The organism is Vibrio zhugei, from assembly GCF_003716875.1.
Lineage (GTDB): Bacteria > Pseudomonadota > Gammaproteobacteria > Enterobacterales > Vibrionaceae > Vibrio > Vibrio zhugei.
Genome location: NZ_CP033078.1, coordinates 2,319,801 through 2,344,898, shown reverse-complemented (window position 1 = coordinate 2,344,898; position 25,098 = coordinate 2,319,801). Strand labels below are relative to the sequence as shown.

The window sequence follows — 25,098 nt, the reverse complement described above, 5'->3', positions numbered from 1 at the left end:
ACATTTTAGCGCCATCTATCATTGAAGACTATATTTTCTACCATACTTTCTCTGATAGACGCATTTATTTAGGAATGGAATGAGTAAACAAAAGCATTCAGCGAGCTCGGGCCGCTGGTTGAAAGAACACTTTGACGATAAATACGTAAACGAAGCAAAAAAGAAAGGCTATCGTTCTCGTGCTATCTTCAAAATTGAAGAAATACAGAAAAAAGATGCGCTTATTAAATCCGGGATGACGGTAGTCGATTTAGGCGCAGCTCCGGGAGGCTGGTCACAATATGCTGCAGGCATCGTTGGTGATAGTGGTCAAGTGATTGCTTGTGACATATTGTCGATGGATTCGATCGCGGGCGTGTCATTCTTACAAGGGGATTTTCGGGAAGAAGCCGTACTCAACGCATTGTTAGAACGTATTCAACCCGCGATGGTCGATGTGGTTATGTCGGACATGGCTCCGAATATGGCTGGTAATCAGTCGGTCGATCAGCCTAGAGCTATGTATCTTGTTGAACTGGCGTTAGATATGTGCCGAGAAGTTTTAGCAAAAAATGGCAGTTTTGTGGTCAAAGTCTTTCAAGGAGAAGGATTCGATGAGTATATTAAAAATATCAGAGCGATGTTTAAGACGGTGAAAATCCGTAAACCTGATTCTTCACGAGCTCGTTCTCGAGAAGTTTATGTTGTAGCTACTGGTTACAAAGGGTAACCTTTTATCAGTAATCATGACATTGAACCCTATAGCTACGGCCTGAAAACTGTAGTACCCTACCTTTAATTACAACTAGTTATCGCGAGGCTGACACCTTGAGTGACATGGCAAAAAATTTAATTCTTTGGTTGGTAATTGCGGTTGTTCTTATGTCTGTTTTTCAGAGCTTTGGCCCTGGTGACAGTAATGGGAAAACAGTAGATTATACAACATTTGTACAGGAAGTTGGCCAAGGCCAAATACAGGAAGCAAAGTTCAACAATAGTGAAATTACCTTCACTCGAAATGGTGGTAGTTCACACTATGTCACTTATATGCCTGTGTACGATCAAAAGCTTCTTGATGATTTGATTAACCAGAACGTTAAAGTTCAGGGTACACCACCAGAGAAACAAAGTTTGTTAGGAACAATCTTTATTTCGTGGTTCCCTATGATTCTGTTGATCGGAGTCTGGATTTTCTTCATGCGTCAAATGCAAGGCGGCGGTGGCAAAGGTGCTATGTCGTTTGGTAAGAGTAAAGCGCGCATGATGAGCGAAGAGCAGATCAAAACGACATTCGTGGATGTTGCTGGCTGTGATGAAGCAAAAGAAGACGTAAAGGAGTTGGTGGATTATCTACGTGATCCAAGTCGATTCCAAAAGTTGGGTGGTAAAATTCCAACTGGTGTTCTGATGGTCGGTCCTCCTGGTACAGGTAAGACCCTCCTTGCTAAAGCAATCGCAGGCGAAGCGAAGGTGCCGTTCTTTACCATTTCAGGCTCGGATTTTGTTGAAATGTTTGTTGGTGTTGGTGCTTCTCGTGTGCGTGACATGTTTGAGCAAGCGAAAAAATCATCACCTTGCATTATCTTTATTGATGAAATCGATGCGGTTGGCCGTCAACGTGGCGCAGGTGTTGGTGGTGGTCACGATGAACGTGAGCAAACCTTGAACCAGATGCTGGTAGAGATGGATGGTTTTGAAGGTAACGAAGGTATTATTGTTATCGCTGCCACTAACCGACCTGATGTATTGGATCCTGCTTTATTACGTCCTGGTCGTTTCGACCGCCAAGTGGTTGTTGGTCTCCCGGATGTGCGCGGCCGTGAACAGATCCTTAAAGTTCACATGCGTAAGGTGCCGCTAGGGAATGATGTTGAACCATCGTTGATCGCGCGTGGTACCCCTGGCTTTTCCGGTGCGGATTTAGCGAACTTAGTCAATGAGGCGGCGCTATTTGCAGCGCGTGGTAATAAACGTAATGTCTCGATGGTTGAGTTTGAGCTGGCGAAAGACAAGATCATGATGGGGGCTGAACGCCGCTCTATGGTCATGTCGGAAGAAACCAAAGCCTCCACCGCTTACCATGAAGCCGGTCATGCGATTGTCGGTCGTCTGGTTCCAGAACACGATCCTGTTTATAAAGTATCGATCATTCCTCGCGGTCGCGCGCTGGGTGTCACGATGTACTTGCCTGAACAAGATCGCGTGAGTATGTCAAAACAGCATCTCGAGTCGATGGTGTCCAGTCTGTATGGTGGTCGTTTAGCTGAAGAGTTGATCTACGGTGTTGAAAAAGTATCAACCGGAGCATCGAATGATATCGAGCGTGCGACAGATATTGCACGTAAGATGGTCACTCAATGGGGCTTTTCCGAAAAATTAGGCCCAATGCTTTACTCTGAAGAAGAAGGCGAAGTGTTCCTTGGACGCAGCGCGAATCAGAGTAAGCATATGTCGGATGATACGGCGAAACTCATCGATGATGAAACTCGTAAAATCATTGATCGCAACTATGAGCGAGCTCGTCAGCTACTCATCGACAATATGGATATCTTGCATTCAATGAAAGATGCATTGATGAAGTATGAAACTATCGATGCTGGGCAGATTGATGACCTCATGGCTCGTAAAGACGTCATTCGTGACCCTGCGGGATGGTCTGATCGTCTGGAAAAAGCCAGTGAAGCGGAAGCTTCTGACTCGGCTGACCAGTCTGATGATTCAGTCGACAAGACCGAGAACGCTGAAGAGCACAAGTCTCAAGCAACAGATTCCAATGCTGTAGACAGCTCTTCGGATGATAGCGAAGCGCAAAAAGAAGAAAAGAAAAAAGACACTGAGTAGTTATCACTAAGTGTATAAAAACCCCGATTCGTCGGGGTTTTTTTTATGATACAAGGAACGAATAAATCATGATGAAGCTGCAAACCCCCAAAAAACAATTGTTATTAGAAAGTCCACTAGTGATGGGAATTCTTAACACAACACCGGATTCTTTTTCCGACGGCGGGCGTTATAATCAAGTGGAAAACGCATTACGACGAGCGTTACAAATGCGTGACGCAGGTGTCGCCATCATTGATATTGGCGGAGAGTCAACACGCCCTGGGGCTCCTGAAGTGTCATTAGAAGAGGAGCTTGAGCGTGTTATCCCAGTTGTTAAGGCGATCCGCGAGCATGATCAAGAGATCTGGATTTCTATTGACACCAGTAAAGCGGAAGTTATGCGGCAAGCGATAGCGGCAGGGGCGGATTTGATTAATGATGTGCGCTCGCTGAGCGAAGACGGAGCGTTGCAGGTGGTTGCTCAGGCTCAGGTTCCTGTGTGCATTATGCATATGCAAGGGCAACCGAAAACGATGCAGGATGCCCCTACTTATCAAGATGTGGTTACGGATGTTGACGACTTCTTACAGCAGCGAATTCGCGCATGTGAGCAAGCCGGGATTTTACGCAGTAACATTATTATTGACCCTGGCTTTGGCTTCGGTAAAACGGTTGCACACAACTATCAGTTATTAGGGCATCTTGAACAATTTCATCAATATCAATTGCCTGTTTTAGCAGGCATGTCACGCAAATCGATGATTTTTAAACCATTGAATAAAAAGCCGGCGGAGTGCATGGTCGGTAGTGTGGCCTGTGCTACACTGGCCGCAGCAAAAGGGGCGCACATTATTCGTGTGCACGACTTTGAAGAAACAATAGAAGCGATGAAAATCGTCGAATTAATGAAAAAAAGTATTTGAGATTAAATAAGTTAAGGGCTAGATATGTCACAAGAAAGACGTTATTTCGGTACAGATGGGGTACGAGGTAAAGTAGGTCAGTATCCAATTACTCCAGACTTTGTTTTAAAGCTCGGTTGGGCGGCAGGGCGTGTCCTAGCACAGCAAGGCACGAAAAAAGTGATCATTGGTAAAGATACTCGGATCTCTGGTTATATGCTTGAATCGGCACTTGAAGCTGGTCTTGCCGCGGCGGGTCTTAATGCCGTTTTAACTGGCCCAATGCCGACGCCCGCCGTGGCTTACTTAACACAAACATTCCGCGCAGAAGCCGGTATTGTTATCTCTGCATCACATAATCCTTATTATGATAATGGCATTAAGTTTTTTTCCGCTCATGGCACCAAATTACCGGACGATGTCGAATTAGCGATTGAAGCGCAATTAGATCAAGAGATTGATTGTGTCGAATCTGGCTTGCTAGGCAAGGCATCGCGTTTAATCGATGCGGCTGGGCGATATATCGAATTTTGTAAAAGCACCTTCCCTCACAGTCTCAGTTTAGAAGGACTCAAGCTAGTTATCGATTGTGCGCATGGAGCAACGTACCATATTGCGCCTAGTGTGTTCCGTGAATTGGGAGCCGATGTTATTGCGATTGGGGTTGAGCCTAATGGTACTAACATCAATGATGAAGTCGGAGCGACAGATGTTCGCGCACTGCAAGCACGAGTCGTGGTGGAACAGGCAGATCTGGGCTTGGCTTTCGATGGGGATGGCGATCGTTTGATCATGGTCGATGCTCAAGGCAATAAAGTCGATGGCGATCAGATTGCCTACGTGATTGCACGTAATGAGCAACGTCGTGGTACCTTGCAAGGTGGTGTTGTGGGAACTTTGATGACCAACCTAGGTATGGAAAATGGGCTTAAAGAACTTGGTATTCCATTTCAACGGGCTGCGGTTGGCGATCGTTATGTGATGGAAGCGCTCGTCGAAAATAACTGGTCAATCGGTGCTGAAAACTCTGGCCATATTATTCTTTTAGATAGTGTCACCACTGGGGATGCGATTGTTGCCGCTTTACGTATGCTAACGGCGATTGCAGAGAATCATCAACCCCTGCATGAACTCACTGCGGGAATGACACTTTACCCTCAGGTCCTTGAAAATGTCCGTTTCAGTGGTGAAACTAACCCGCTAGAACATGAAAAAGTGCTAGCAGCCGTTGCAACGGTTGAAGGCAAGTTAGCGGATAAAGGACGTGTGCTGTTACGTAAGTCAGGTACCGAACCATTAATCCGTGTCATGGTGGAAGGGGAAGATGCAGAGCTGGTACAGCAATCGGCTCTTGATATCGCACAAGTGGTCAAAGACAACTGTTAACGTGCTTTGCGCTGTATGGAAATTAGGCTAATAACTTGAATTTTATTAAAGAGTTTGTGTTTTTGGCCTTTTTTTGAGCGTTTAAATTCATTATTCACTTTTTTTTATAAAATCCTCTTGTCAGTTGAGTGAGCATTGGTTAGTATTGCCTCCGCCTTCTGAGAGGAAGGTCGCTAGCCTTGTTCAAGTCCTATGATAAGAACGGCGCTGGCTCAACAAATTGGAACATAGGTGGACGACATGTATACAGCTCTACTTGTGATTTACCTGTTGGCTGCGGTTGGTATCATTGGCTTAGTGCTGATACAGCAAGGTAAAGGCGCAGATATGGGAGCCTCATTCGGTGCTGGTGCCTCAAATACAGTTTTTGGTTCGAGTGGCTCAGGAAATTTCCTAACCCGAATGACTGCAATTTTTGCACTGATTTTTTTAGTTACTAGCTTAGTTTTGGGTAATTATTCTACTCATAAAACAGATTCTAAATGGGTTGACCCAACACAAGGTCAAACGCAATTAGACAATAAAGCGAGTGATAATGCAGCTCCGGCTGCGAGTGACGAATCAACAGATACAAAATCTGATAGTAACGTCCCTCAATAACTTATCTTAGGATAAGTCAGGTTTATGCCGAGATGGTGAAATTGGTAGACACACTAGCATGAGGTGCTAGCGCTTCGGTGTGAGGGTTCGAGTCCCTCTCTCGGCACCATATTTACAAACTTGTAAATCTTTGTTTAATGCGTATAATGCATTACAAGTCGGACGCGGGGTGGAGCAGTTTGGTAGCTCGTCGGGCTCATAACCCGAAGGTCGTTGGTTCAAATCCGGCCCCCGCAACCAACCTTTTAGGTTTGGATGCAAGTTTGGCAGTGTTAACCTCACTGCAATTGAGAAGTAATTCTCAATTTATCAGGGTCCAGCATCAAAAAACCCCGGCTATCGGGGTTTTTTGTTATCTGAATTTCATGAAATCATGATTCGGGTTTTTGTTTGGAATTTAAATTGGGCTCTAGGCCCTTTTTTTGTTTCTGGAGTGGTTGAAATGACTGGTTTAGAGAGACAACTAACTGAACTACTTGAAGCACCAGTTGTTGCTTCAGGTTATGAGCTGGTTGGATTAGAATTTATACGTGCAGGGCAGCACTCAACATTACGTGTTTTTGTCGACCATGAAAATGGTATTAATGTTGATGATTGCGCTGAAGTAAGTCGACAAATCAGTGCGGTTTTAGATGTAGAAGATCCTATATCAGTGGCTTATAACCTTGAAGTGTCTTCTCCTGGTTTAGAGCGACCACTGTTTAAAATCGCACATTATGAGCAATTTATTGGTCACGAGGTCAGCCTCGTTCTGAAAATGGCTGTTGGCAACCGTCGTAAATGGAGTGGTGTCATTGACGCCGTTGACGGAGAAACCGTTGCGATCAGTGTTGATGGGCAACAAGAACATTTTGCGTTAAGTAATATCGCAAAAGCTAACCTGATCCCTAAATTTTAAGTCTTAGAGGCTAGAAAGATGAGTAAAGAAATTTTAGCGGTTGTTGAGGCGGTTTCTAACGAGAAAGCGGTACCTCGTGAGCGTATTTTTGAAGCGCTTGAAATCGCATTAGCGACTTCAACGAAAAAGAAGCATGAATTTGAAATTGAAGTTCGTGTCGAAATTGACCGTAAAACCGGTGAGTTCGACACTTACCGTCGCTGGTTAGTGGTTGAAGAAGTTGAAAATCCAACCAAAGAAATCTCGATTGAAGCGGCTCAGTATGAAGATGAGACGCTAGGTCTGGGCGACTTCGTTGAAGATGAAATTGAATCAGTGACGTTTGACCGTATTACCACACAAACGGCGAAACAAGTTATCGTACAGAAAGTACGTGAAGCGGAACGCGCACAAGTTGTTGAACAATTTATTGATAACGAAGGCGAGTTAGTGACGGGCGTTGTTAAGAAAGTCAACCGTGAAACGGTGATTCTTGACTTAGGTAATAACGCTGAAGCCGTCATTTTACGTGAAGACCAATTGCCACGTGAAAACTTCCGTCCAGGTGACCGCGTACGTGGTTTGCTGTATGCTGTTCGCCCAGATGCGCGTGGTTTCCAATTATTTATCACTCGCTCTAAGCCTGAAATGCTTGCTGAATTATTTCGTGTTGAAGTACCGGAAATTGGCGAAGAAATGATTGAGCTTAAAGGGGCGGCGCGTGATCCAGGTTCTCGTGCAAAAATTGCCGTTAAAACCAACGACAAACGCATTGACCCAGTCGGTGCTTGTGTTGGCATGCGCGGTGCGCGTGTTCAAGCGGTATCCAGTGAACTTGGTGGTGAGCGTATTGATATTGTTCTTTGGGATGATAACCCAGCACAATTCGTGATTAACGCCATGGCACCTGCAGATGTGGCATCCATCATTGTTGATGAAGATGCGAACTCTATGGACATTGCGGTTGAAGCCGATAATTTAGCGCAAGCAATCGGTCGTAGCGGTCAAAACGTTCGTCTAGCATCTCAACTGACTGGTTGGGAACTGAATGTGATGACGGTTGATGACCTACAGAAGAAACACCAAGAAGAATCGACAGCTGCTATTGAGAACTTTATGAAGTATCTTGATGTTGAGCAGGACTTCGCAGAACTTTTGGTGGAAGAAGGATTTTCTACTTTGGAAGAAGTGGCGTATGTGCCAGTCAATGAACTTCTTGAAGTAGAAGGTTTAGATGAAGATCTTGTCGAAGAGCTACGCGGTCGTGCAAAACAAGCACTAACGACAATTGCTCTAGCACAAGAAGAATCATACAACGGCGCAGAACCAGCTGAAGATTTATTGAGCCTATCAGGCCTTGAACGTGAACTGGCTTTCAAATTGGCTGCTAAAGGTGTAGTAACACTGGAAGATCTTGCAGACCAAGGTGTGGATGAGCTAGAAGACGTTGAAGGTTTGTCTGAGGAGCGTGCCGGTGAGCTTATCATGGCGGCCCGAAATATCTGCTGGTTTGGTGAAGAAGCGTAACATCGGCAAGGGGAGGAAGCGGCATGACACAACTTACAGTTAAAGCACTGAGTGAAGAAATTGGTACTCCAGTTGACCGCTTATTAGAACAACTTGCTGAGGCTGGTATGCCTAAGTCTAGTTCAGACAACGTAACTGATGGTGAGAAGCAACGTCTTCTTTCCTTTTTACGTAAAGATCCTAGTGATAATGTAGGCACAGAGCCAACCCGCTTGACATTGCAGCGTAAAAAACGCAGTACACTGAGTGTCAATGCAGGCGGTGGTAAAAGTAAGAATATCCAGGTTGAAGTACGTAAAAAGCGTACTTACGTAAAGCGTGCAACAATCGAAGACGAAGCGAAACGTGAAGCTGAAGAAGCAGCGAAACGTGAAGCAGAAGAACAAGCGAAACGTGACGCAGAAGCTGCAGCACAACGTGAAGCCGAGGAAAAGGCAAAACGTGAAGCTGAAGAAAAAGCGAAACGTGAAGCAGAGCAAATGGCAAAACGTGAAGCGGAAGCAAAAGCAAAAACGGAACGTGAGCCCCAAGACCAAGCGAAACGTACGCAGACTGATGAGCAAAAAGCTCAGCAAGAAGCTGTCCGTCTAGAGACCGAAGAGCTGAAACGTCGTCAGGAAGAAGAAGCACAGCGCAAGGCAGAAGCGGAAGCCCAGCGTCAGCTTGAAGAAGCACGCAAACTAGCTGCACAAAACGCCGAGCGTTGGTCTGCCGATGAAGAGAAAAAAGGTGCTATGGAAGAGAAAACAGATTACCACTTAACAACTTCAACCTACGCTCGTGAAGCGGAAGATGAGGCTGATCGCCGTGAAGAAGGCACAGTAACTCGCCGCGCGGCTAAGAAAAAAATGTCCTCACGTGACGACCGTCAAGAACGTAACGCACGCTCTCGTAGTAAAGGTAAGGGCCGTAAAGGTCGTATGAACAAGCCTTCATCTATGCAGCATGGTTTTGATAAAACCGCGACTGTGGCCAAATCTGAAGTTGTTATCGGTGAAACTATCGTCGTATCTGAGTTAGCTCAGAAAATGTCGGTAAAAGGCACAGAAGTCATTAAAACAATGATGAAAATGGGCGCGATGGCGACCATTAACCAAGTGATTGACCAAGAAACAGCGCAATTAGTTGCTGAAGAAATGGGTCACAAAGTTATTCTAAGAAAAGAAAACGAATTAGAAGAAGCGATTCTTTCTGACCGTGATCAATCGGATGTTCAGTCAACTGAACCACGAGCGCCAGTTGTGACGATCATGGGCCACGTTGACCATGGTAAAACGTCAACACTTGACTACATTCGTCGTACTCACGTAGCAACGGGCGAAGCCGGTGGTATTACTCAGCACATTGGTGCTTACCATGTGAAAACTGAGACAGGTATGATTACCTTCTTAGATACTCCTGGACACGCGGCCTTTACCTCAATGCGTGCACGTGGTGCACAAGCGACGGATATCGTTGTCTTGGTTGTTGCGGCTGATGATGGTGTTATGCCTCAGACTATCGAAGCAGTTCAGCACGCGAAAGCGGCTGGCGTACCTTTGATTGTTGCGGTTAACAAAATCGATAAAGATGGCGCAAACCCAGATAACGTGAAGAACGAACTGGCTGCTTATGATGTTATTCCTGAAGAATGGGGCGGTGAGAACATGTTTGTTCACATCTCTGCTAAACAGGGAACCAACATCGAACAACTACTTGAAGCGATCTTGCTACAGGCGGAAGTATTAGAGCTGAAATCTGTCTCTGAAGGTATGGCTTCTGGTGTTGTGATTGAATCTCGTCTTGATAAAGGTCGTGGCCCAGTAGCAACGGTTCTTGTTCAGTCTGGTACTCTAAATAAAGGCGATATCGTTCTTTGTGGTCAAGAGTATGGTCGTGTTCGTGCGATGCGTGATGAACTGGGTGAAGAAATCACAGAAGCGGGTCCATCAATCCCAGTAGAAATACTCGGTTTGTCCGGTGTTCCTGCTGCAGGTGACGAAGCGACGGTTGTTCGTGACGAACGTAAAGCGCGCGAAGTGGCTAACTACCGTCAAGGTAAATTCCGTGAAGTGAAACTGGCTCGTCAGCAAAAAGCGAAACTAGAAAACATGTTCTCTAACATGACTTCTGGTGACGTAGCGGAATTGAACATCGTATTGAAAGCGGATGTTCAGGGTTCTGTTGAAGCGATTGCTGACTCACTACGTAAGCTATCTACTGATGAAGTGAAAGTGAATATCGTAGGTTCAGGTGTCGGTGGTATTACTGAAACGGATGCCGTGCTGGCAGCTGCATCTAATGCTATCGTTGTTGGTTTCAACGTGCGTGCTGATGCCTCTGCACGTCGTACTGTTGAAACAGAGAACTTGGATCTTCGTTACTACTCAATCATTTATCAATTGATCGACGAAGTGAAACAAGCAATGAGCGGCATGCTTGCTCCTGAGTTCCAACAGCAAATCATTGGTCTTGCGCAAGTTCGTGACGTATTTAAATCACCAAAAATTGGCTCGATTGCCGGTTGTATGGTGACTGAAGGTGTGATCAAGCGTAACAGCCCAATTCGTGTGCTACGTGAAAACGTGGTTATTTACGAAGGCGAGCTAGAATCACTACGTCGCTTTAAAGATGACGTTCAAGAAGTGAAGAATGGCTACGAATGTGGTATTGGCGTTAAGAACTACAATGATGTTCGCGTTGGTGACCAAATCGAAGTATTTGAAACTATTGAGATTAAACGTACGATTGATTAATCAACTTTGCTTGCTTAATCAGGCAACATTCGGTTGTTAAATACACCATGGGGGGCTGGCTTGACCATCCCCCCATTCTTTCTGTTAGGGAGAAAAGATATGCCAAAAGAATTTAGCCGTACTCAACGAGTGAGTCAGCAACTACAAAAAGAACTCGCGATGATTCTACAACGTGAAGTTCGCGATTCACGTATCGGAATGGTGACGATTTCTGATGTGGAAGTTTCACGAGATCTCTCCTACGCCAAAGTCTTCGTGACCTTTTTGTGTGTCGGAGAGCAAACCCCTGAATCGTGTTTGAAAGCGCTACGTGAACACGAAGTTCATGTTCGTATGATGCTTGGTCGTCGTATTCGTTTACGTTTGACCCCTGAAATTCGTTTTCAATACGACAATACCCTGGTTGAAGGGATGCGTATGTCTAACCTTGTCTCTGAAGTGGTCAGTAATGACCAACGCAAACAGCAAGAGTCAGGTAGCAAAGAGGACGAAGAGTAATGGCAAGACGACGCAAAGGCCGTGCTGTTAATGGCGTGGTGCTGTTAGATAAACCGACAGGTATCTCGTCCAATGATGCGTTACAGAAAGTAAAGCGCCTGTTTTTTGCCGAAAAAGCGGGCCATACGGGGGCGTTAGATCCGCTCGCAACCGGTATGTTGCCTGTGTGCTTAGGTGAAGCGACTAAGTTTTCGCAGTTTTTGCTTGATTCCGATAAGCGTTATCGTGTGATCGCTAAATTAGGTGAACGCACGAATACGTCTGATTCGGATGGCGAGGTGGTTGAAACTCGCCCTGTTGATGTTGAGAAAGACACGCTGTTGCGTCAAATCGAAACCTTTAAAGGGGAAAGTCAGCAGGTGCCTTCGATGTTTTCTGCGTTAAAATATCAAGGTCGCCCGTTATACGAGTACGCTCGTGAAGGGATCGACGTACCACGCGAATCCAGAACGATTCATGTCTATGATATCGATCTGATTCGTTTTGAAGGCGATGAAGTTGAAATGGAAGTGCATTGTTCTAAAGGCACTTACATTCGTACTATCGTTGATGATCTTGGTGAGCTTTTAGGGTGCGGTGCCCACGTAATCTATTTACGTCGTACTGGTGTCGCGAATTACCCTTATGAGCGCATGGTGACGTTAGAGCAACTGAACGAATTAGTTGAGCAAGCTCAGTCGCAAGAGATCGCCCCGAAAGACTTGTTGGATCCGTTGTTATTACCGATGGATACTGCCGTTGAAAGTTTGCCTGCTGTTTATATGACAGGAGAACAGATAGACAAGGTCCAACATGGTCAATCAGTCATCGTCGCTAATACGCCTAACGATGGTATGGTTCGTATGTTGGGAGGGGATGACCAGCTCTTCCTCGGAGTCGGGCAAGTGACGGAACCTGGCAACATCGCGCCTAAACGGTTAGTGGTTTACACACAAAGCGAAGAATAAACTCGTGAGTTAGCGAGGGATAGTGCTTGTATGCTAGGCGGTTATTCCCTATAATTCGCGGTTCATCGTATCGGCTGAATCAGAGATTGGCTGATACATTTTGATTATATTAACTCTTAGGAGAGAATTATGTCTCTGAATGCAGAAACTAAAGCAGCAATCGTTGCAGAATATGCACGTGAAGAAGGTGACACTGGTTCACCAGAAGTTCAAGTAGCACTACTTACTGCTTCAATCAACCACCTTCAAGGTCACTTTAAAGAGCACAAAGGCGATCACCACAGCCGTCGTGGTCTTCTACGCATGGTTTCTCGTCGTCGTAAACTTCTAGATTACCTTAAAGGTAAGAACCTAGCTCGTTACCACGACCTAATCAAACGTCTTGGCCTACGTCGCTAAGATCGGTTTGAGCAAAAAAGGGGCATTGAGCCCCTTTTTTGTTATCTATATTTGGCATATCCTCCCCTAAGTAGTTTATACTACTCTCCATTGGTTAATTACGATTAACTAATTCACAATGACTCAATGCATTGCTGTCACCTTAGTCGGCCAGTAGGTCGCGGCTATTCAAAGTAGACTTATTGAAGTCTGTTTTTACTAGTCGCGATTGGCGATGCTTTGAGTGTTATACGATTCATCTAATTAGTCTATTACTAGAAGCTAATTAGAAATAAGGAACACTTAATGTTTGAAAAACCAGTAGTTAAAACGTTTGAATACGGTAATCATACCGTTACTTTAGAAACCGGTGTGATTGCACGTCAAGCAACCGCCGCAGTTATGGCAACAATGGATGATACCTCAGTCTTTGTTTCTGTTGTTGGTAAAAAAGAAGCCGTAGAAGGTCAGGGCTTTTTCCCTCTAACGGTTAACTACCAAGAGCGTACTTACGCTGCGGGTAAAATTCCAGGTGGCTTCTTCAAGCGTGAAGGTCGTCCATCGGAAAGTGAAACACTGACCGCTCGCCTGATTGACCGTCCTATCCGTCCTCTATTCCCTGAAGGTTTCAAAAACGAAGTGCAAGTAATTGCGACTGTTGTTTCTGTTAACCCGAACGTACAGCCGGATATCGTCACTATGCTTGCGACGTCTGCAGCGTTATCGATTTCAGGTATGCCTTTCCATGGCCCAATTGGTGCGGCACGTGTTGGTCACATCGATGGTCAATTGGTTCTGAACCCAAGCCCAAGTGAATTGGAATCTTCTCGTCTTGATCTTGTGGTATCAGGGACAGAAGGTGCGGTTCTGATGGTAGAATCGGAAGCGGATGTTCTATCAGAAGCCGAGATGTTATCTGCTGTCGTTTATGGTCACGAACAACAGCAAACGGCCATTAAGGCTATCAATGAATTTGCTGCTGAAGTGGGGACGCCTGCTTGGGAATGGACGGCGCCAGAAGAAAACGCCACATTGAAAGCACAGATTGCTGAACTTGCTGAATCTCGTTTGATTGAAGCGTATCAAATCACTGAGAAAATGGCTCGTTATGAACAAGTTAATGCCATTAAAGCTGACGTTACTGCCGCGATCTTGGCACAAGATGATTCTCAAGATAGCGAAGAGATCAAGAAACAGCTTGGTTCTTTAGAGAAGAACGTTGTACGTAGCCGTATTATCGCGGGTGAAAAACGTATCGATGGTCGTGAGAAAGACATGGTTCGTGCATTGGACGTTCGTACAGGCGTTCTACCTCGTACTCATGGTAGCGCACTATTTACTCGTGGCGAAACGCAGGCAATGGTAACCGCAACGTTGGGCACACAGCGTGACGCACAAATCATTGATAGCTTGTTAGGTGAGCGTAAAGATAACTTCTTACTTCACTATAACTTCCCTCCATACTGTGTGGGTGAAACCGGCTTTGTTGGTTCACCAAAACGTCGTGAAATCGGTCACGGTCGTCTTGCTAAGCGTGGTATTGCCGCGGTTATGCCATCCGTTGATGAATTCCCATACACAGTACGTGTTGTTTCTGAAATTACAGAATCTAATGGTTCATCCTCTATGGCGTCGGTATGTGGTACCTCATTGGCGTTGATGGATGCTGGTGTTCCAATTAAGTCTTCGGTTGCGGGTATCGCAATGGGTCTTGTTAAAGAAGGCGATGACTTTGTTGTTCTGTCTGACATTCTTGGTGATGAAGACCACCTAGGTGATATGGACTTTAAAGTGGCAGGAACGTCAGAAGGCGTGACTGCACTGCAGATGGATATCAAAATTGAAGGTATCACTCAAGAAATCATGCAAATTGCATTGAATCAAGCACAAGGTGCGCGTATGCATATCCTAACGGTTATGGATCAAGCCATCTCAGGTGCTCGTGATGATATCTCTGAATTTGCTCCACGCATTCATACCATGAAGATCAGCTCTGAGAAAATCAAAGACGTGATTGGTAAAGGTGGTGCAGTTATCCGCCAATTGACGGAAGAAACCGGTACAACCATCGAAATTGAAGATGACGGTACAATTAAAATTGCAGCGACTGACGGCGAACAAGCGAAAGACGCGATCGAACGTATTAAAGCGCTAACCGCGGAAGTGGAAGTCGGTAAAATCTATACTGGTAAAGTGGCTCGTCTAGCGGATTTCGGTGCGTTTGTTACGATTCTTCCAGGTAAAGATGGTCTGGTTCATATTTCTCAAATTGCTGACAAGCGAGTTGAAAAAGTGTCTGACTACCTGACTGAAGGTCAAGAAGTTCAAGTGAAAGTACTTGAAATTGACCGTCAGAACCGTGTTCGTCTAAGCATGAAAGAAGCGGTAGAGAAGCCAGCGGAAGAAGCATCAGCCGCAGCTGATAACGCTCAAGCTGAGTAATCGACGGTTTTTTCAATGATAATGGTTTAGCATTATCATTTGAAAGCATGATATAAAGGGGACGTGTAATCACGTTCCTTTTTTTATGGACATGGTTAGTCATTTAGTGATGTCACGAGTGTTTCCGTGGCGTTGCATGTCATTCAGGATAACAGGAGTAAGTATCTGTGAAGTGGTTTCGTACCCTTGCTGTGAGCGTGGCAATGACATTGGTCGCTGGGTGTGCACATCAATCGCCCCCAAAGACTCAGTGGGTTTATGCACCGATGGCAATTCCATTACAGAATTCTGTCAAGGACGAAGTCCAGATCGCACGCTTAAGTGAATTGCTACAACGACAGGATATCAGTGATAACGTCAGATCGCGGATGTTGAACCAGCGTGGCAACGCTTATGACAATGTTGGACTACAAGATTTAGCAAGGTTGGATTTTTCCCAGTCCATAGCCATTAATCCTAAGCAGCCCGCGGTGTTTAATATGCTAGGTGTATTCTACACAGGGGTAAATAAGCACGATGCCGCTTATGATGCGTTTGATTCGGCGCTTGATCTCGATCCGAAGAATGCGTTCGCGTTACGTAATCGAGCGGTAGCCTTGTACTACGGTGAGCGTCCAGAGCTCGGATTAGAAGATATGGCGAAACTCGCCAAGTTACAGCCTCATGATCCCTTTAACGCGCTGTGGGTTTATTTCATGCAATATGAGCAAGATCCGCAACATGCGAAAAAAGTATTGCTCAACGAATACAGTGTCCACAATGATCAGTGGGGATGGAATCTTGTGGCATTGACCTTAGGTGAAGTGTCTGAAGAGCAGGTATTGAAGTCCATTCTCGATTCTACACATGATAATGAGTTATTGGCTCATCGCTTAACGGAAACGTATTTCTATCTAGGCAAACGTTATCAGCTGCAAGGACGTTATGCGCATGCCTTGTCATTATTTAAGTTAGCCATTTCATTGAATGTACAGGAATATGTTGAATATCGTTACTCCTTCTTGGAGCTAGAAAATATTTACAAATCGCTGCGACAAACTAAGCAATAACGTCTGTGTACGAAGTGGATTACTTTTAGAAAGCGACTCATCCGAGTCGTTTTTTTATGCTTAATCGGTATCTATTGAGCATTCACACCACTCATTAGGCCAACACATGCTTGCTAATAAGAGCCGCACATACGTTTTGATGACATCAGAAATGAGTGGTAAAAAAGCGGTATTGCTTGATGTGTACGCTATTGCATTACTCGTAAACTTAACCGTTACCCAGTCAATCGTGGTGCTGTTGTATTTTGTTAATATTGACGGGGCGGGTGCTTTCTTTTGTGGTGTTGGATAAATAACTCTTCAATTTCTTCTTTGGGTTGAGGCCGGTGATAAAAGAAGCCTTGTATGGTGTTGCAGTTTAACTCAGCCAACAGAGTGGCTTGTTCCTGAGTTTCAATACCTTCTGCCACGAGTTCTAAATTCAATGACTTACCTAAATTAATAATATTTTCGATGACCGTGATTTGTTTGGGGTATTGATTGATATCATTAATAAAACCACGATCTATTTTCAGTTCATCAATGGGGAAGCGTGCAAGATAAGCGAGTGAAGAGTAACCGGTCCCAAAATCATCAATAGATAAGGCAAACCCCATATTTTTAATCGCCCTTAACATTTCTTGTGTGTGCTGACTATTACTCATTACCGCGCTTTCAGTCAGTTCAAATGTAATGCAACTGGGAGAAATTCCCGTAGAATTAAGTTGGCGCTCAAGAAACTCTAACAGTTCGTGGTTACCAAATTGTTCTGGTGATAAATTGATGGCGACCCGTCCTGGTAAAATGTTTTTCGTCTTCCAACGTTTGACCGTATTGAACACCTCACGAATGATGACTCTACCCAGATGATCAATGAGCCCTGACTTTTCCGCGACCGGAATAAACGATCCCGGACTGATATAACCTTCTACTGGGTGCTTCCAGCGAACCAGAGCTTCTGCTCCATTGATCTCCAGTGTTTTGGCATCGACTTTAGGTTGATACCACACATCGAGGCCGTTTTTTTGCAGCGCTTTCTGAAGTTCAATTTCTAACCATAAGCGAGCTCTCGCGGCTTTATTCATATCTGAGTCGTAGGTGACCAGTCGATTCCGTCCGCGCTCTTTCGCTTCAAACATGGCGGTGTCTGCATTTTGTAAGAGCGTGCGAGAGTTCAGTCCATTGTCTGGATACACCACACTCCCTATGGAGCAAGACATACGTTTACTAAAATATTGCAGATCGAATGGCTGGTTAATCAGTGTGATGACACGATCAGAGAGCATTTCTGCCGCGTGTGCATATTCTGGATTGGGGCAAATAATCGCAAACTCATCGGCACCTAAGTGACCAAGTACGCCATGCTTAGGAAGGATCCGTTTAAGTCGGTTGGATATCTCGCGAATGACTTTATCACCGATATGGTGACCTAATGAATCATTGACACTCTTGAAGTTGTCCAAATCGATGTACAGCATCAATAACGGTGTTTCGTTATGAATGAACTGCTCAAGACGTCGTGTAAAGCCAAAGCGATTAACTAGCCCGCTTAACGGGTCGACATGGATGTGAGTAGCTGGCTGATGTGTCTCCGTTTTTTCTCCCTTGGCGATGGTCGTCTCTTTAAGCAGAACAAGATACGATTGTTCCCCCCAAAGTTGCGTTGAGGTGGATGACATCGAGAGGGGACGTTGTGTTGCACAGCGAAAGTTGGTTTGGCACAGTCTAGGAGAAACGGCATTAGCTAAAAAAGAAGGCGGTAAGGGAGTATTTGAGTTTGGCAGACTAAACAGAGCTGAGAGCCGTTCACCTAATAGGTAGTGAGTGTCATTGAAGCCAAGAAGCTGCACCGCTTTGGCATTGGCGGATAATATCGTATTATTTTCGACGAGGAGCAGTCCATCACTGATCAATGTCGAAAGAGCTAAGAACTTATTCTCGGATTCATGCAATGAGTTAAGAAGTTGTTTTTGTTCGGAAGTATCACTGGCTTGAAAAAGAATATGCTGAACTTCACCCTCTTGCGTTAAAGGGGTAATGGAGAAATGCAGAGCGGTGGAGTATCCATGACGAGAGAGTTCCACTTCTCCTTCACTTGATTCACCGTTAAACGCGAGGCGATAATAAGGAAGCAATGCGTTATAGTACGACATACCGAAAGTGTCGCTATCGTTTGATTGATTCAAATCTGCTGCACATAACCCTGATAGCTCAGCATAACGTTCATTCACCATATGATATTGGTGGTTTTTGTCTAAAATGGCAAAAAAGAACGTGCTGCTTGCTGCGAGTTTTGTAAATCCGTATTGCAAATTGTCCGATAATGTTTGCTCAGGCATGAAATCCTTACCAACTTTTCCTATTGCTATTTATTCGTATTTCAATAAATAGTGTTGCATATTGATGTGCTTGCGTTGTTTTTGACACTGGGCGTTTCAGTACAAAGTGGTGTCAAACTATGGATAAATAAGAGGTTTATCATCCGCTGTTTTATATGGGATTAAAATAGGAGCCCACTTTGCAATCTCAATTTATCATTGGTGAGTTATTTTTACATAGAAAACTCAGGAATGACAGGGACTAATCGAGGTTCCATTGATAATAAATGAGAACAATTTAGCTTTTTAATATAAAAATCACGAAAATAAAAAATTTTTATTATCAAAATAGATGAATAGTAGAGAGACCTTGTCGAGTGCGGAATTGTCTTGTGGTGAAATAGATGAACGTACTCATGATCCTATCATTAGTGATGTTATCCAAAAAATATTAAGATAATCGCACTGTCCTATTTTGTCGGTTGTTGCCATGGGCGTCTTCGACCAATACACTACGCCCATGTCGAATATTTCGATGGATACTTAAAGATGGCTTTCCCTACCACATGATTTAGGGCATAAAGCGGAGTCTAAACTCATTCTATCTTAGAGGTTATGAATGCTAATACGTACTGAAGCTCCAGCTGATATTCTCTTTATCGATCAGTTATTGACATCAGTCTTTGCATCCAGTGATGAACGTTCTTTCGTGACGGCATTACGTGAAAATGGACGTCGCACGCTGTCGCTGGTGGCGTGCACTGATGATGGCGAAAAAATTGGTTATATTATCTTCAGTCCGTTAGTGATTGATGGTGAAGATAGCCATTGGCAAGTGATGTCGTTGGTGTGTACTCATGAAGATTTCCGCCAGCAGGGTGTGGCGACTCAACTAGTACAAGAAGGGTTAAATACATTAGCTGAACTCGGCTATCCAGGATGTGTTGTGGCCGGTTCATCCTCATTTTGGCAGACACTTGGGTTTCGAGTGATAGAGCGAGAGTCTATCCACAACATACAAATCGTTAGCTTTGATGAGTATCAATTACCCGCAGGCGACCTGTCTTTTGGCACGGAGTTGTGTGGTTTGACCTTAACGCAGATGAGATAATCCCTCGCTGCTTTCCTTGAGTGAGTGGGAGCGTGTTTGTTAGCATAGACCTCCACTCTAAATAGAACATATATTATGTCACAAGCGTTTGGTTCCTATTTACATGAAATGGGTGTTCAGTCGTGGGATCTTATCCATCCTGAACGGCTTCTAGGAGTGCAGACTGTAAAGCAAAAACTGCCTCAACAATATTGTCTACTTTTAGTGACAGATAAAGCATTAAGTGACGAGGATTTACCTTTTTTTGAACGTATCCTCGCCACATTTGATGTGTCACTGAAGGATGTGGTTCGAGTCACGCCCGATAATTTTTCTTTGATTGAGTTAGCCGAGCATATCCAATGGGTTTGGTTTGCTGGATGTGCCGCTCAAGAGCATACCGTGACGAAGCAGTTGATTTCGCCCTATATTCAAGAGATCGATGGCAATACGCAACATCGTCGTGCTTTATGGCAGCAAATTTGTACACAGCGAGGTCAATGATGACAGTTCGCATCGTAGATTTTAGTGATGAATATCTTGATGATGTGTGGGCGATAGAACAAAAGGCGCATGCACATCCGTGGCAAATGATGTCAGTCTTTGGATGGCAAAGTCCGATGCAGTGTCATCGCGTGTTACTGCTTGACGGTAACGTCGCTGGTTATTATTACGCACAGAATGCGGTCGGAGATATTTCACTCCTCAATATCGCGATTGATCCCGTCTTCCAAGGGCAAGGGTTAGGCGCTCAGCTATTACAGTCATTAATCGATTATGCTCATCAAGTGAGGGCCGAAAATATTTTTCTCGAGGTTAGGCAAAGCAATAGCGCCGCCATCCACCTATATCGTAAACTGGGTTTTGTAGAACAAGGAACGCGTATGGATTACTACCCAACACATAAGGGTAGGGAAGCAGCAGTACTCATGGCGTATGTGTTGTTGCCTGAGGATTATGATGGGTAGACCATTTGACGAAACCGTTCCCTCAACGTGTGCTCTGGGAGCGGTTTGTCAAAAAAGTAACCTTGGAAATGTTCACACTGCATGCGAAGTAGTGCGTCCAATTCGTCTCTATTTTCGACCCCTTCTGCAATGACATCAATCTCCAATCGCTGGGCAATAACGACCATCGTATCGACAATCGCTTGGGCGCTACTGCTTTCATGAAGGTTACTAATGAATGAACGATCGATTTTCAGTCCGTTGATATCAAGGTATTTTAAATAGCGTAGCGAAGAATAACCGGTGCCAAAGTCATCAATGGAAAAATAAATACCGAGTTGTTTTAATTGACGCATTTTATCTCGGGCTCCGTCAATATTCTCAAGTAACAGGTTTTCGGTGATTTCCAATTCAATATTTTGACTGGAAACCGAGGCGGTCTCTAACGCTGATTGCACTAATTCGACAAAGGATTCTTGCGCAAATTGCAGTGGACTGATATTGATAGCCAAACGCCGGAAATATTGAGGCAACACATCATCGTTATGCCACTGAGCATATTGTTGGCAGGCGGTATTTAGAATCCAGTGGCCGATGTCAATGATTTGACCGGTTTCTTCCGCAACCGGCATGAAGGTGGCGGGTGACAATAAACCACGAGTTGGATGATTCCAACGCACCAGTGCTTCCACTCCAATAATGTGATGATATTTATCGACTTGAGGTTGGTAATAGAGCTCAAGTTCCCCCTGTTCAATCGCATGGTGTAAGCCTTTCTCTATGTCCATGAACTCCGCAATTTGTGACTGCATTTCAGGTAAATAGAATTGATAAGGCTGGCGACTACGTTTCGCTCGAAATAACGCCGTATCCGCCTGACGTAAGACGTCAATGTCGCTCTGTACTGTCTCATCAGGAAAGAGGGTAATACCAATGCTGGCAGTACAATACAACTGATGAGAACCAATGGTATAGAGGCGAGATAAATGGGCTAAGAGATCATGAACAATATGCTCGACTTTGCTTGTATCGTAGGCGGGCAGCAGAATGGCAAATTCATCCCCACCAATCCGTGCGACGGTATAATTATAATGAGCCCAGTCTTCTAGACGTCGGCCTACCGCGATCAACAGTTTATCTCCGACGGTGTGTCCAAGCGAATCATTGATGGTCTTGAAACGGTTTAAATTTAAATAGAACAACGCGCCTGTCGTATCATTTTTTATGCTTGAGTCTAACCATTGGCTCAGTATCTTCATGAGCATACTGCGGTTTTTGAGTTGAGTTAATGAATCATAGTAGGCTAAATGATTGAGCTGTTCGACCGCGTGCTCTCGTTCTTCCCATAGGACATAAAAGGTTTGAGCAAGCTCTTTGAGCTCGTTATGACCTTGTTGTAGTGAATTAGGTAGAGCTTTTTTCGTATGTTGTAACTCACGCACCCAATCGATTAATTGGGTGATAGGCCGTGAAAGCTTGAAGTAAAAAAATGCCAATAATATTGCCGTCATTAGGCAGGTTCGCAGGAAATCAAATAACAGCCATTGGTAATTTTTCTTTATGAAAGTGTGAGTGATTTGCCCCGTATGAATGGTAAAACGAAGTTCTCCCACAACGGCATGGCCTTGCGGTTGGTGTAACTGCGTTGAAAAGACCGTGGAATCCGGCACGAGATATTGCGTCAGCCATGTATTAAAGTGCGAGTAACTGGGGGCGAGACGTTCTTTGGCAAATAAAGTATCGCCAAAATCGTCGATTAAGCGAGCACTTTTGATGGCCGAATCGGCCATCAAATTGGCAATGACTTGCTCGGCGAGTATCGGGTTGAGGCGATAAGCGGCTTGGCTTGCGGCATTGTAGTTTTGCATCAATGTCATACGGTAGTGCTTGGCGATGCGTTGTTTTTCGTTTTTGACATCAACCAAGGTGTACCTGAGGCTGAAGATCACCCCAAGTAACATGGAAACGACGAATACCGTTAATGCTTGTTTTGCCGCCAGTGACTGAGTGGTTTTGATGTTTGCCATAGGCCTCTTATTCGATGTCATAGACTTAAAAATTATAGGTGATAAAACGCCCCCCGCAGTGCGGTTTCCGTTTTATTTGATCGACAAATGGCTTTCAGTTGCTCAAAAGACGATTATGGGGGAAAATACTCGGTAAATTTGAACCGAAGGCTTAGGTCTCTTAGACACTCTAGGTCATAAAAAAGATTGGTTTCACATGTCGAACAGTGTATTAGTTAGCGAAGTCGCCAAGCGTCGTACTTTCGCGATCATTTCTCACCCTGATGCCGCCCAGCCTTTCAACGCTTAAAACCACCTTTCATTGCACACCACAATCACATCTCTACGTACTGAATTTAAAGGCTTTTTGTCTTTTTCTCGTTTCTTTGCTTTTCAATGATGTTCAAGCGTAACCTCGGAAAGTGTGTACAAACTTGAGTACAAATTCCGTTTTAAAGGCCTTTGGCGATAATTCCATGACACAAACTTGGCTGTAGGCCTTGTGGTTACAGGGTTTGACGTGAAAAGTACTACATCTAAAAAGAGTCCCCATTTTTTGATAAATGTTTTCTTCTGCACCAAAATACAAAATTTAATTAAGGGGTTTATTGTTGGTGTGATTCTTGCTTTGGTGTTTGTTTTTGAAGATGCTTGAAGCGAACCAATACGACTATTTCTAACTGAGATATCGGACTTACCCTCAAATTTAACTACAGTTCATACCCTCGTTTTGCACTTTATTATCGGCCTGTGTGTACAAAATTTCCTGTAACTGTGTACAAACTTCCTCTTTGTTGCACTTATCTTCTGGAGATTTGACGCGAGTTCTTCTGTAGCCCCTGCTGTATAAGGTCTGAGCGACAAAAGTACTTAGGGAGTTTGATGTGTCAGTTCGCGATTATCAGCGAGAGTATCGCTCTTTTGTCGATGACAAAAATCTCCTTCTACTTATATGTAATTATGTATCAGTTCATGGCTTTTGATATGTAATGGCTAATCGAATTTGTGTTATTTGAGTTACCGTGATATATTTTTGTATATAATTATTCTTAAGTGATGTATTAAGGTGTATCGAAATGAGCTATGTAACAGAGCAGATACTAGAAAGCCTTCGAGAAGCTCGGGTACGTAAAGGTTTTAGTCAAAGAGAGCTGAGCGCGCGTTCGGGTGTGCCGCAAAGCCATATATCCAGAATCGAGTCTGGCGGTGTTGATTTAAGAGTATCCAGTTTGATTGCTCTTGCCCGTGTACTAGACCTAGAGCTATTGGTTGCGCCTAAAAAATCTGTACCTGCCATCAAGTCGATCATTCGAAGTGGACAAGGTATTAACGGCATCAGCGACGAGGGTGAGCCAATGTCGCCCGCATATCAGTTAGAGGAAGACGACGATGACTAACCATGTCTCTACGCTCAACGTTTTGCTTTACGGTGAACCCATTGCAACGATCACCAACGTGGGCAATGACAGAACACTTTTTGCCTTTATGGATTCGTACATTAATGACGAATCACGGCCTGTGTTAGGGCTTGGCTTTAAAGATTCGCTAGGTGGCTTGCTGACTAGCTTCAAACCGACCCAAACCAAGTTAACCCCGTTTTTCTCTAACCTTTTGCCAGAAGAAACCATGCGAAATTACCTGGCAGAGCGTGCCGGTGTTAATCCAGCGCGGGAGTTTTTTCTATTGTGGGTGCTGGGACAGGATTTGGCAGGCGCGATCACGGTTGAGCCTGCGGATGGTGAAGCCTTACCACCTAATGTGCATCAAGACATAGAAGATGAAACGAAAACAGATGGGCCAATGCGTTTTTCATTAGCGGGAGTTCAATTGAAGTTTTCAGCTGTGCAGCAGGCAAATGGCGGTTTGACGATCCCAGCAACCGGTCAAGGTGGCTCTTGGATTGTAAAATTACCGTCGTCTCGGTTTGAAGCTGTGCCAGAAAATGAATATTCAATGATGGAACTGGCTCGAATGTTGGGAATGGACGTGCCAGAAACGCAGCTACTCCCTATTAATCGGATTACTAATATCCCAAATGGCATTGGCAAATTTGGTGATAGCGCTTTTGTGATCAAGCGTTTTGACCGTGCAGATGGTCAAGCTGTGCACATTGAGGACTTTGCGCAAGTGTTTGGCGTTTATCCTCAAGATAAGTACAAAAAAGCCAGTATGCGAAATATTGCTCAGGTTATCGGTATTGAAGGGCAAGACGAAGACATTGCTGAATTTACTCGCCGACTGGTGTTCAATACCCTAATTGGCAATGCGGATATGCATTTGAAGAATTGGTCTGTGATCTACAAAGATAAGCGCACCGCATCGATTGCGCCTGCTTATGACTTTGTTTCAACCATTCCTTATATCCCCGATGATAGTGCATCGCTGAAGGTGAGCCGTAGCAAGAGATTCAGCGATTTCACGCTGGATGAGCTATCACACTTAGCGGCTAAAGCCATGTTGCCAGAAAAATTGGTGTTAGATACTGCAAAGCAAACTGTAGCAGGCTTCCATGAGGTATGGGCGAAAGAAAAAGCGCATTTACCCCTCACTAAGTCAGTGATTGAAGCCATCGAAATGCACTTACGAAGTATACCGCTACGCTGAATTCCTAGTAG

General features: G+C 44.5%; 21 protein-coding genes and 2 tRNA genes. 21 read left to right on the top strand and 2 right to left on the bottom strand.

Going from position 1 to position 25,098, the window contains the following annotated elements:
* Nucleotides 1-79 precede the first annotated feature (79 nt).
* The 15 genes from rlmE to nlpI all read left to right on the top strand — a co-directional run bounded on the left by rlmE (nt 80) and on the right by nlpI (nt 16,143).
* Nucleotides 80-709, top strand: coding sequence for a 23S rRNA (uridine(2552)-2'-O)-methyltransferase RlmE (rlmE, locus tag EAE30_RS16010; RefSeq protein WP_123016809.1), 630 nt, complete (start codon nt 80-82; stop codon nt 707-709).
* 98 nt (nt 710-807) lie between these two features.
* On the top strand, nt 808-2,820 hold the full coding sequence (gene ftsH, locus EAE30_RS16005; RefSeq protein WP_123016808.1) for an ATP-dependent zinc metalloprotease FtsH: 2,013 nt from the start codon (nt 808-810) through the stop codon (nt 2,818-2,820).
* A 71-nt stretch (nt 2,821-2,891) separates the two neighbouring features.
* On the top strand, nt 2,892-3,725 hold the full coding sequence (folP, locus tag EAE30_RS16000; protein WP_123017402.1) for a dihydropteroate synthase: 834 nt from the start codon (nt 2,892-2,894) through the stop codon (nt 3,723-3,725).
* A 24-nt stretch (nt 3,726-3,749) separates the two neighbouring features.
* A complete protein-coding gene (gene glmM / locus EAE30_RS15995) occupies nt 3,750-5,090 on the top strand; it encodes a phosphoglucosamine mutase (RefSeq protein WP_123016807.1) in 1,341 nt (446 codons plus the stop codon).
* 240 nt (nt 5,091-5,330) lie between these two features.
* On the top strand, nt 5,331-5,690 hold the full coding sequence (gene secG, locus EAE30_RS15990; protein WP_123016806.1) for a preprotein translocase subunit SecG: 360 nt from the start codon (nt 5,331-5,333) through the stop codon (nt 5,688-5,690).
* A gap of 26 nt (nt 5,691-5,716) precedes the next feature.
* Nucleotides 5,717-5,799: transfer RNA gene (locus tag EAE30_RS15985), tRNA-Leu, on the top strand.
* Nucleotides 5,800-5,853: 54 nt separating this feature from the next.
* Nucleotides 5,854-5,930 (top strand) — tRNA-Met (locus EAE30_RS15980).
* Nucleotides 5,931-6,132: 202 nt separating this feature from the next.
* A complete protein-coding gene (rimP, locus tag EAE30_RS15975) occupies nt 6,133-6,588 on the top strand; it encodes a ribosome maturation factor RimP (protein ID WP_123016805.1) in 456 nt (151 codons plus the stop codon).
* Between the two features lie 18 nt (nt 6,589-6,606).
* A complete protein-coding gene (gene nusA, locus EAE30_RS15970) occupies nt 6,607-8,094 on the top strand; it encodes a transcription termination factor NusA (protein WP_123016804.1) in 1,488 nt (495 codons plus the stop codon).
* A 23-nt stretch (nt 8,095-8,117) separates the two neighbouring features.
* The gene (gene infB, locus EAE30_RS15965; protein ID WP_123016803.1) at nt 8,118-10,829 is read left to right on the top strand and encodes a translation initiation factor IF-2; all 2,712 of its coding nucleotides are present in this window, start codon (nt 8,118-8,120) and stop codon (nt 10,827-10,829) included.
* A 99-nt stretch (nt 10,830-10,928) separates the two neighbouring features.
* Nucleotides 10,929-11,327: a 30S ribosome-binding factor RbfA gene (gene rbfA, locus EAE30_RS15960; protein ID WP_123016802.1), complete on the top strand. Its 399-nt coding sequence runs from the start codon at nt 10,929-10,931 to the stop codon at nt 11,325-11,327.
* Complete coding sequence (gene truB / locus EAE30_RS15955) at nt 11,327-12,274, top strand: tRNA pseudouridine(55) synthase TruB (RefSeq protein ID WP_123016801.1); 948 nt, start codon at nt 11,327-11,329, stop codon at nt 12,272-12,274. Before rbfA ends, truB begins: the two co-directional genes overlap by 1 nt.
* A gap of 129 nt (nt 12,275-12,403) precedes the next feature.
* The gene (rpsO, locus tag EAE30_RS15950; RefSeq protein ID WP_123016800.1) at nt 12,404-12,673 is read left to right on the top strand and encodes a 30S ribosomal protein S15; all 270 of its coding nucleotides are present in this window, start codon (nt 12,404-12,406) and stop codon (nt 12,671-12,673) included.
* A gap of 285 nt (nt 12,674-12,958) precedes the next feature.
* On the top strand, nt 12,959-15,094 hold the full coding sequence (gene pnp, locus EAE30_RS15945) for a polyribonucleotide nucleotidyltransferase (RefSeq protein WP_123016799.1): 2,136 nt from the start codon (nt 12,959-12,961) through the stop codon (nt 15,092-15,094).
* 167 nt (nt 15,095-15,261) lie between these two features.
* Nucleotides 15,262-16,143 carry a lipoprotein NlpI gene (gene nlpI, locus EAE30_RS15940; protein WP_123016798.1) on the top strand — a complete coding sequence of 294 codons (882 nt, stop codon included), beginning with the start codon at nt 15,262-15,264 and terminating at the stop codon, nt 16,141-16,143.
* Nucleotides 16,144-16,391: 248 nt separating this feature from the next.
* On the opposite strand, the gene EAE30_RS15935 is transcribed toward nlpI, so the two are convergent.
* Nucleotides 16,392-18,461 carry a sensor domain-containing protein gene (locus tag EAE30_RS15935; protein ID WP_123016797.1) on the bottom strand — a complete coding sequence of 690 codons (2,070 nt, stop codon included), beginning with the start codon at nt 18,459-18,461 and terminating at the stop codon, nt 16,392-16,394.
* Nucleotides 18,462-19,059: 598 nt separating this feature from the next.
* Here EAE30_RS15935 and EAE30_RS15930 point away from each other — a divergent pair.
* The 3 genes from EAE30_RS15930 (at nt 19,060) to rimI (ending at nt 20,498) form a co-directional block, all read left to right on the top strand.
* Nucleotides 19,060-19,551, top strand: a complete 492-nt coding sequence (locus EAE30_RS15930; protein WP_123016796.1) for a GNAT family N-acetyltransferase — start codon at nt 19,060-19,062, stop codon at nt 19,549-19,551.
* Between the two features lie 75 nt (nt 19,552-19,626).
* A complete protein-coding gene (locus tag EAE30_RS15925; RefSeq protein WP_123016795.1) occupies nt 19,627-20,034 on the top strand; it encodes a DNA polymerase III subunit psi in 408 nt (135 codons plus the stop codon).
* Nucleotides 20,031-20,498 carry a ribosomal protein S18-alanine N-acetyltransferase gene (gene rimI / locus EAE30_RS15920; RefSeq protein ID WP_241967687.1) on the top strand — a complete coding sequence of 156 codons (468 nt, stop codon included), beginning with the start codon at nt 20,031-20,033 and terminating at the stop codon, nt 20,496-20,498. The genes EAE30_RS15925 and rimI overlap by 4 nt, the downstream gene beginning before the upstream one ends.
* Here rimI and EAE30_RS15915 read toward each other — a convergent pair.
* Nucleotides 20,486-22,504, bottom strand: coding sequence for a bifunctional diguanylate cyclase/phosphodiesterase (locus tag EAE30_RS15915; RefSeq protein ID WP_123016793.1), 2,019 nt, complete (start codon nt 22,502-22,504; stop codon nt 20,486-20,488). The two genes, rimI and EAE30_RS15915, sit on opposite strands and share 13 nt — an antisense overlap.
* Before the next feature lie 196 nt (nt 22,505-22,700).
* Between EAE30_RS15915 and EAE30_RS15910 the strand changes: the two genes are divergently transcribed.
* From EAE30_RS15910 to EAE30_RS15900, 3 genes are all read left to right on the top strand, one after another.
* Nucleotides 22,701-22,793, top strand: a complete 93-nt coding sequence (locus tag EAE30_RS15910; protein WP_123016792.1) for a peptide chain release factor 3 — start codon at nt 22,701-22,703, stop codon at nt 22,791-22,793.
* A gap of 766 nt (nt 22,794-23,559) precedes the next feature.
* Complete coding sequence (locus tag EAE30_RS15905; protein WP_086597896.1) at nt 23,560-23,880, top strand: helix-turn-helix domain-containing protein; 321 nt, start codon at nt 23,560-23,562, stop codon at nt 23,878-23,880.
* Nucleotides 23,873-25,087 carry a type II toxin-antitoxin system HipA family toxin gene (locus EAE30_RS15900; protein ID WP_123016791.1) on the top strand — a complete coding sequence of 405 codons (1,215 nt, stop codon included), beginning with the start codon at nt 23,873-23,875 and terminating at the stop codon, nt 25,085-25,087. The genes EAE30_RS15905 and EAE30_RS15900 overlap by 8 nt, the downstream gene beginning before the upstream one ends.
* Nucleotides 25,088-25,098: the final 11 nt, after the last annotated feature.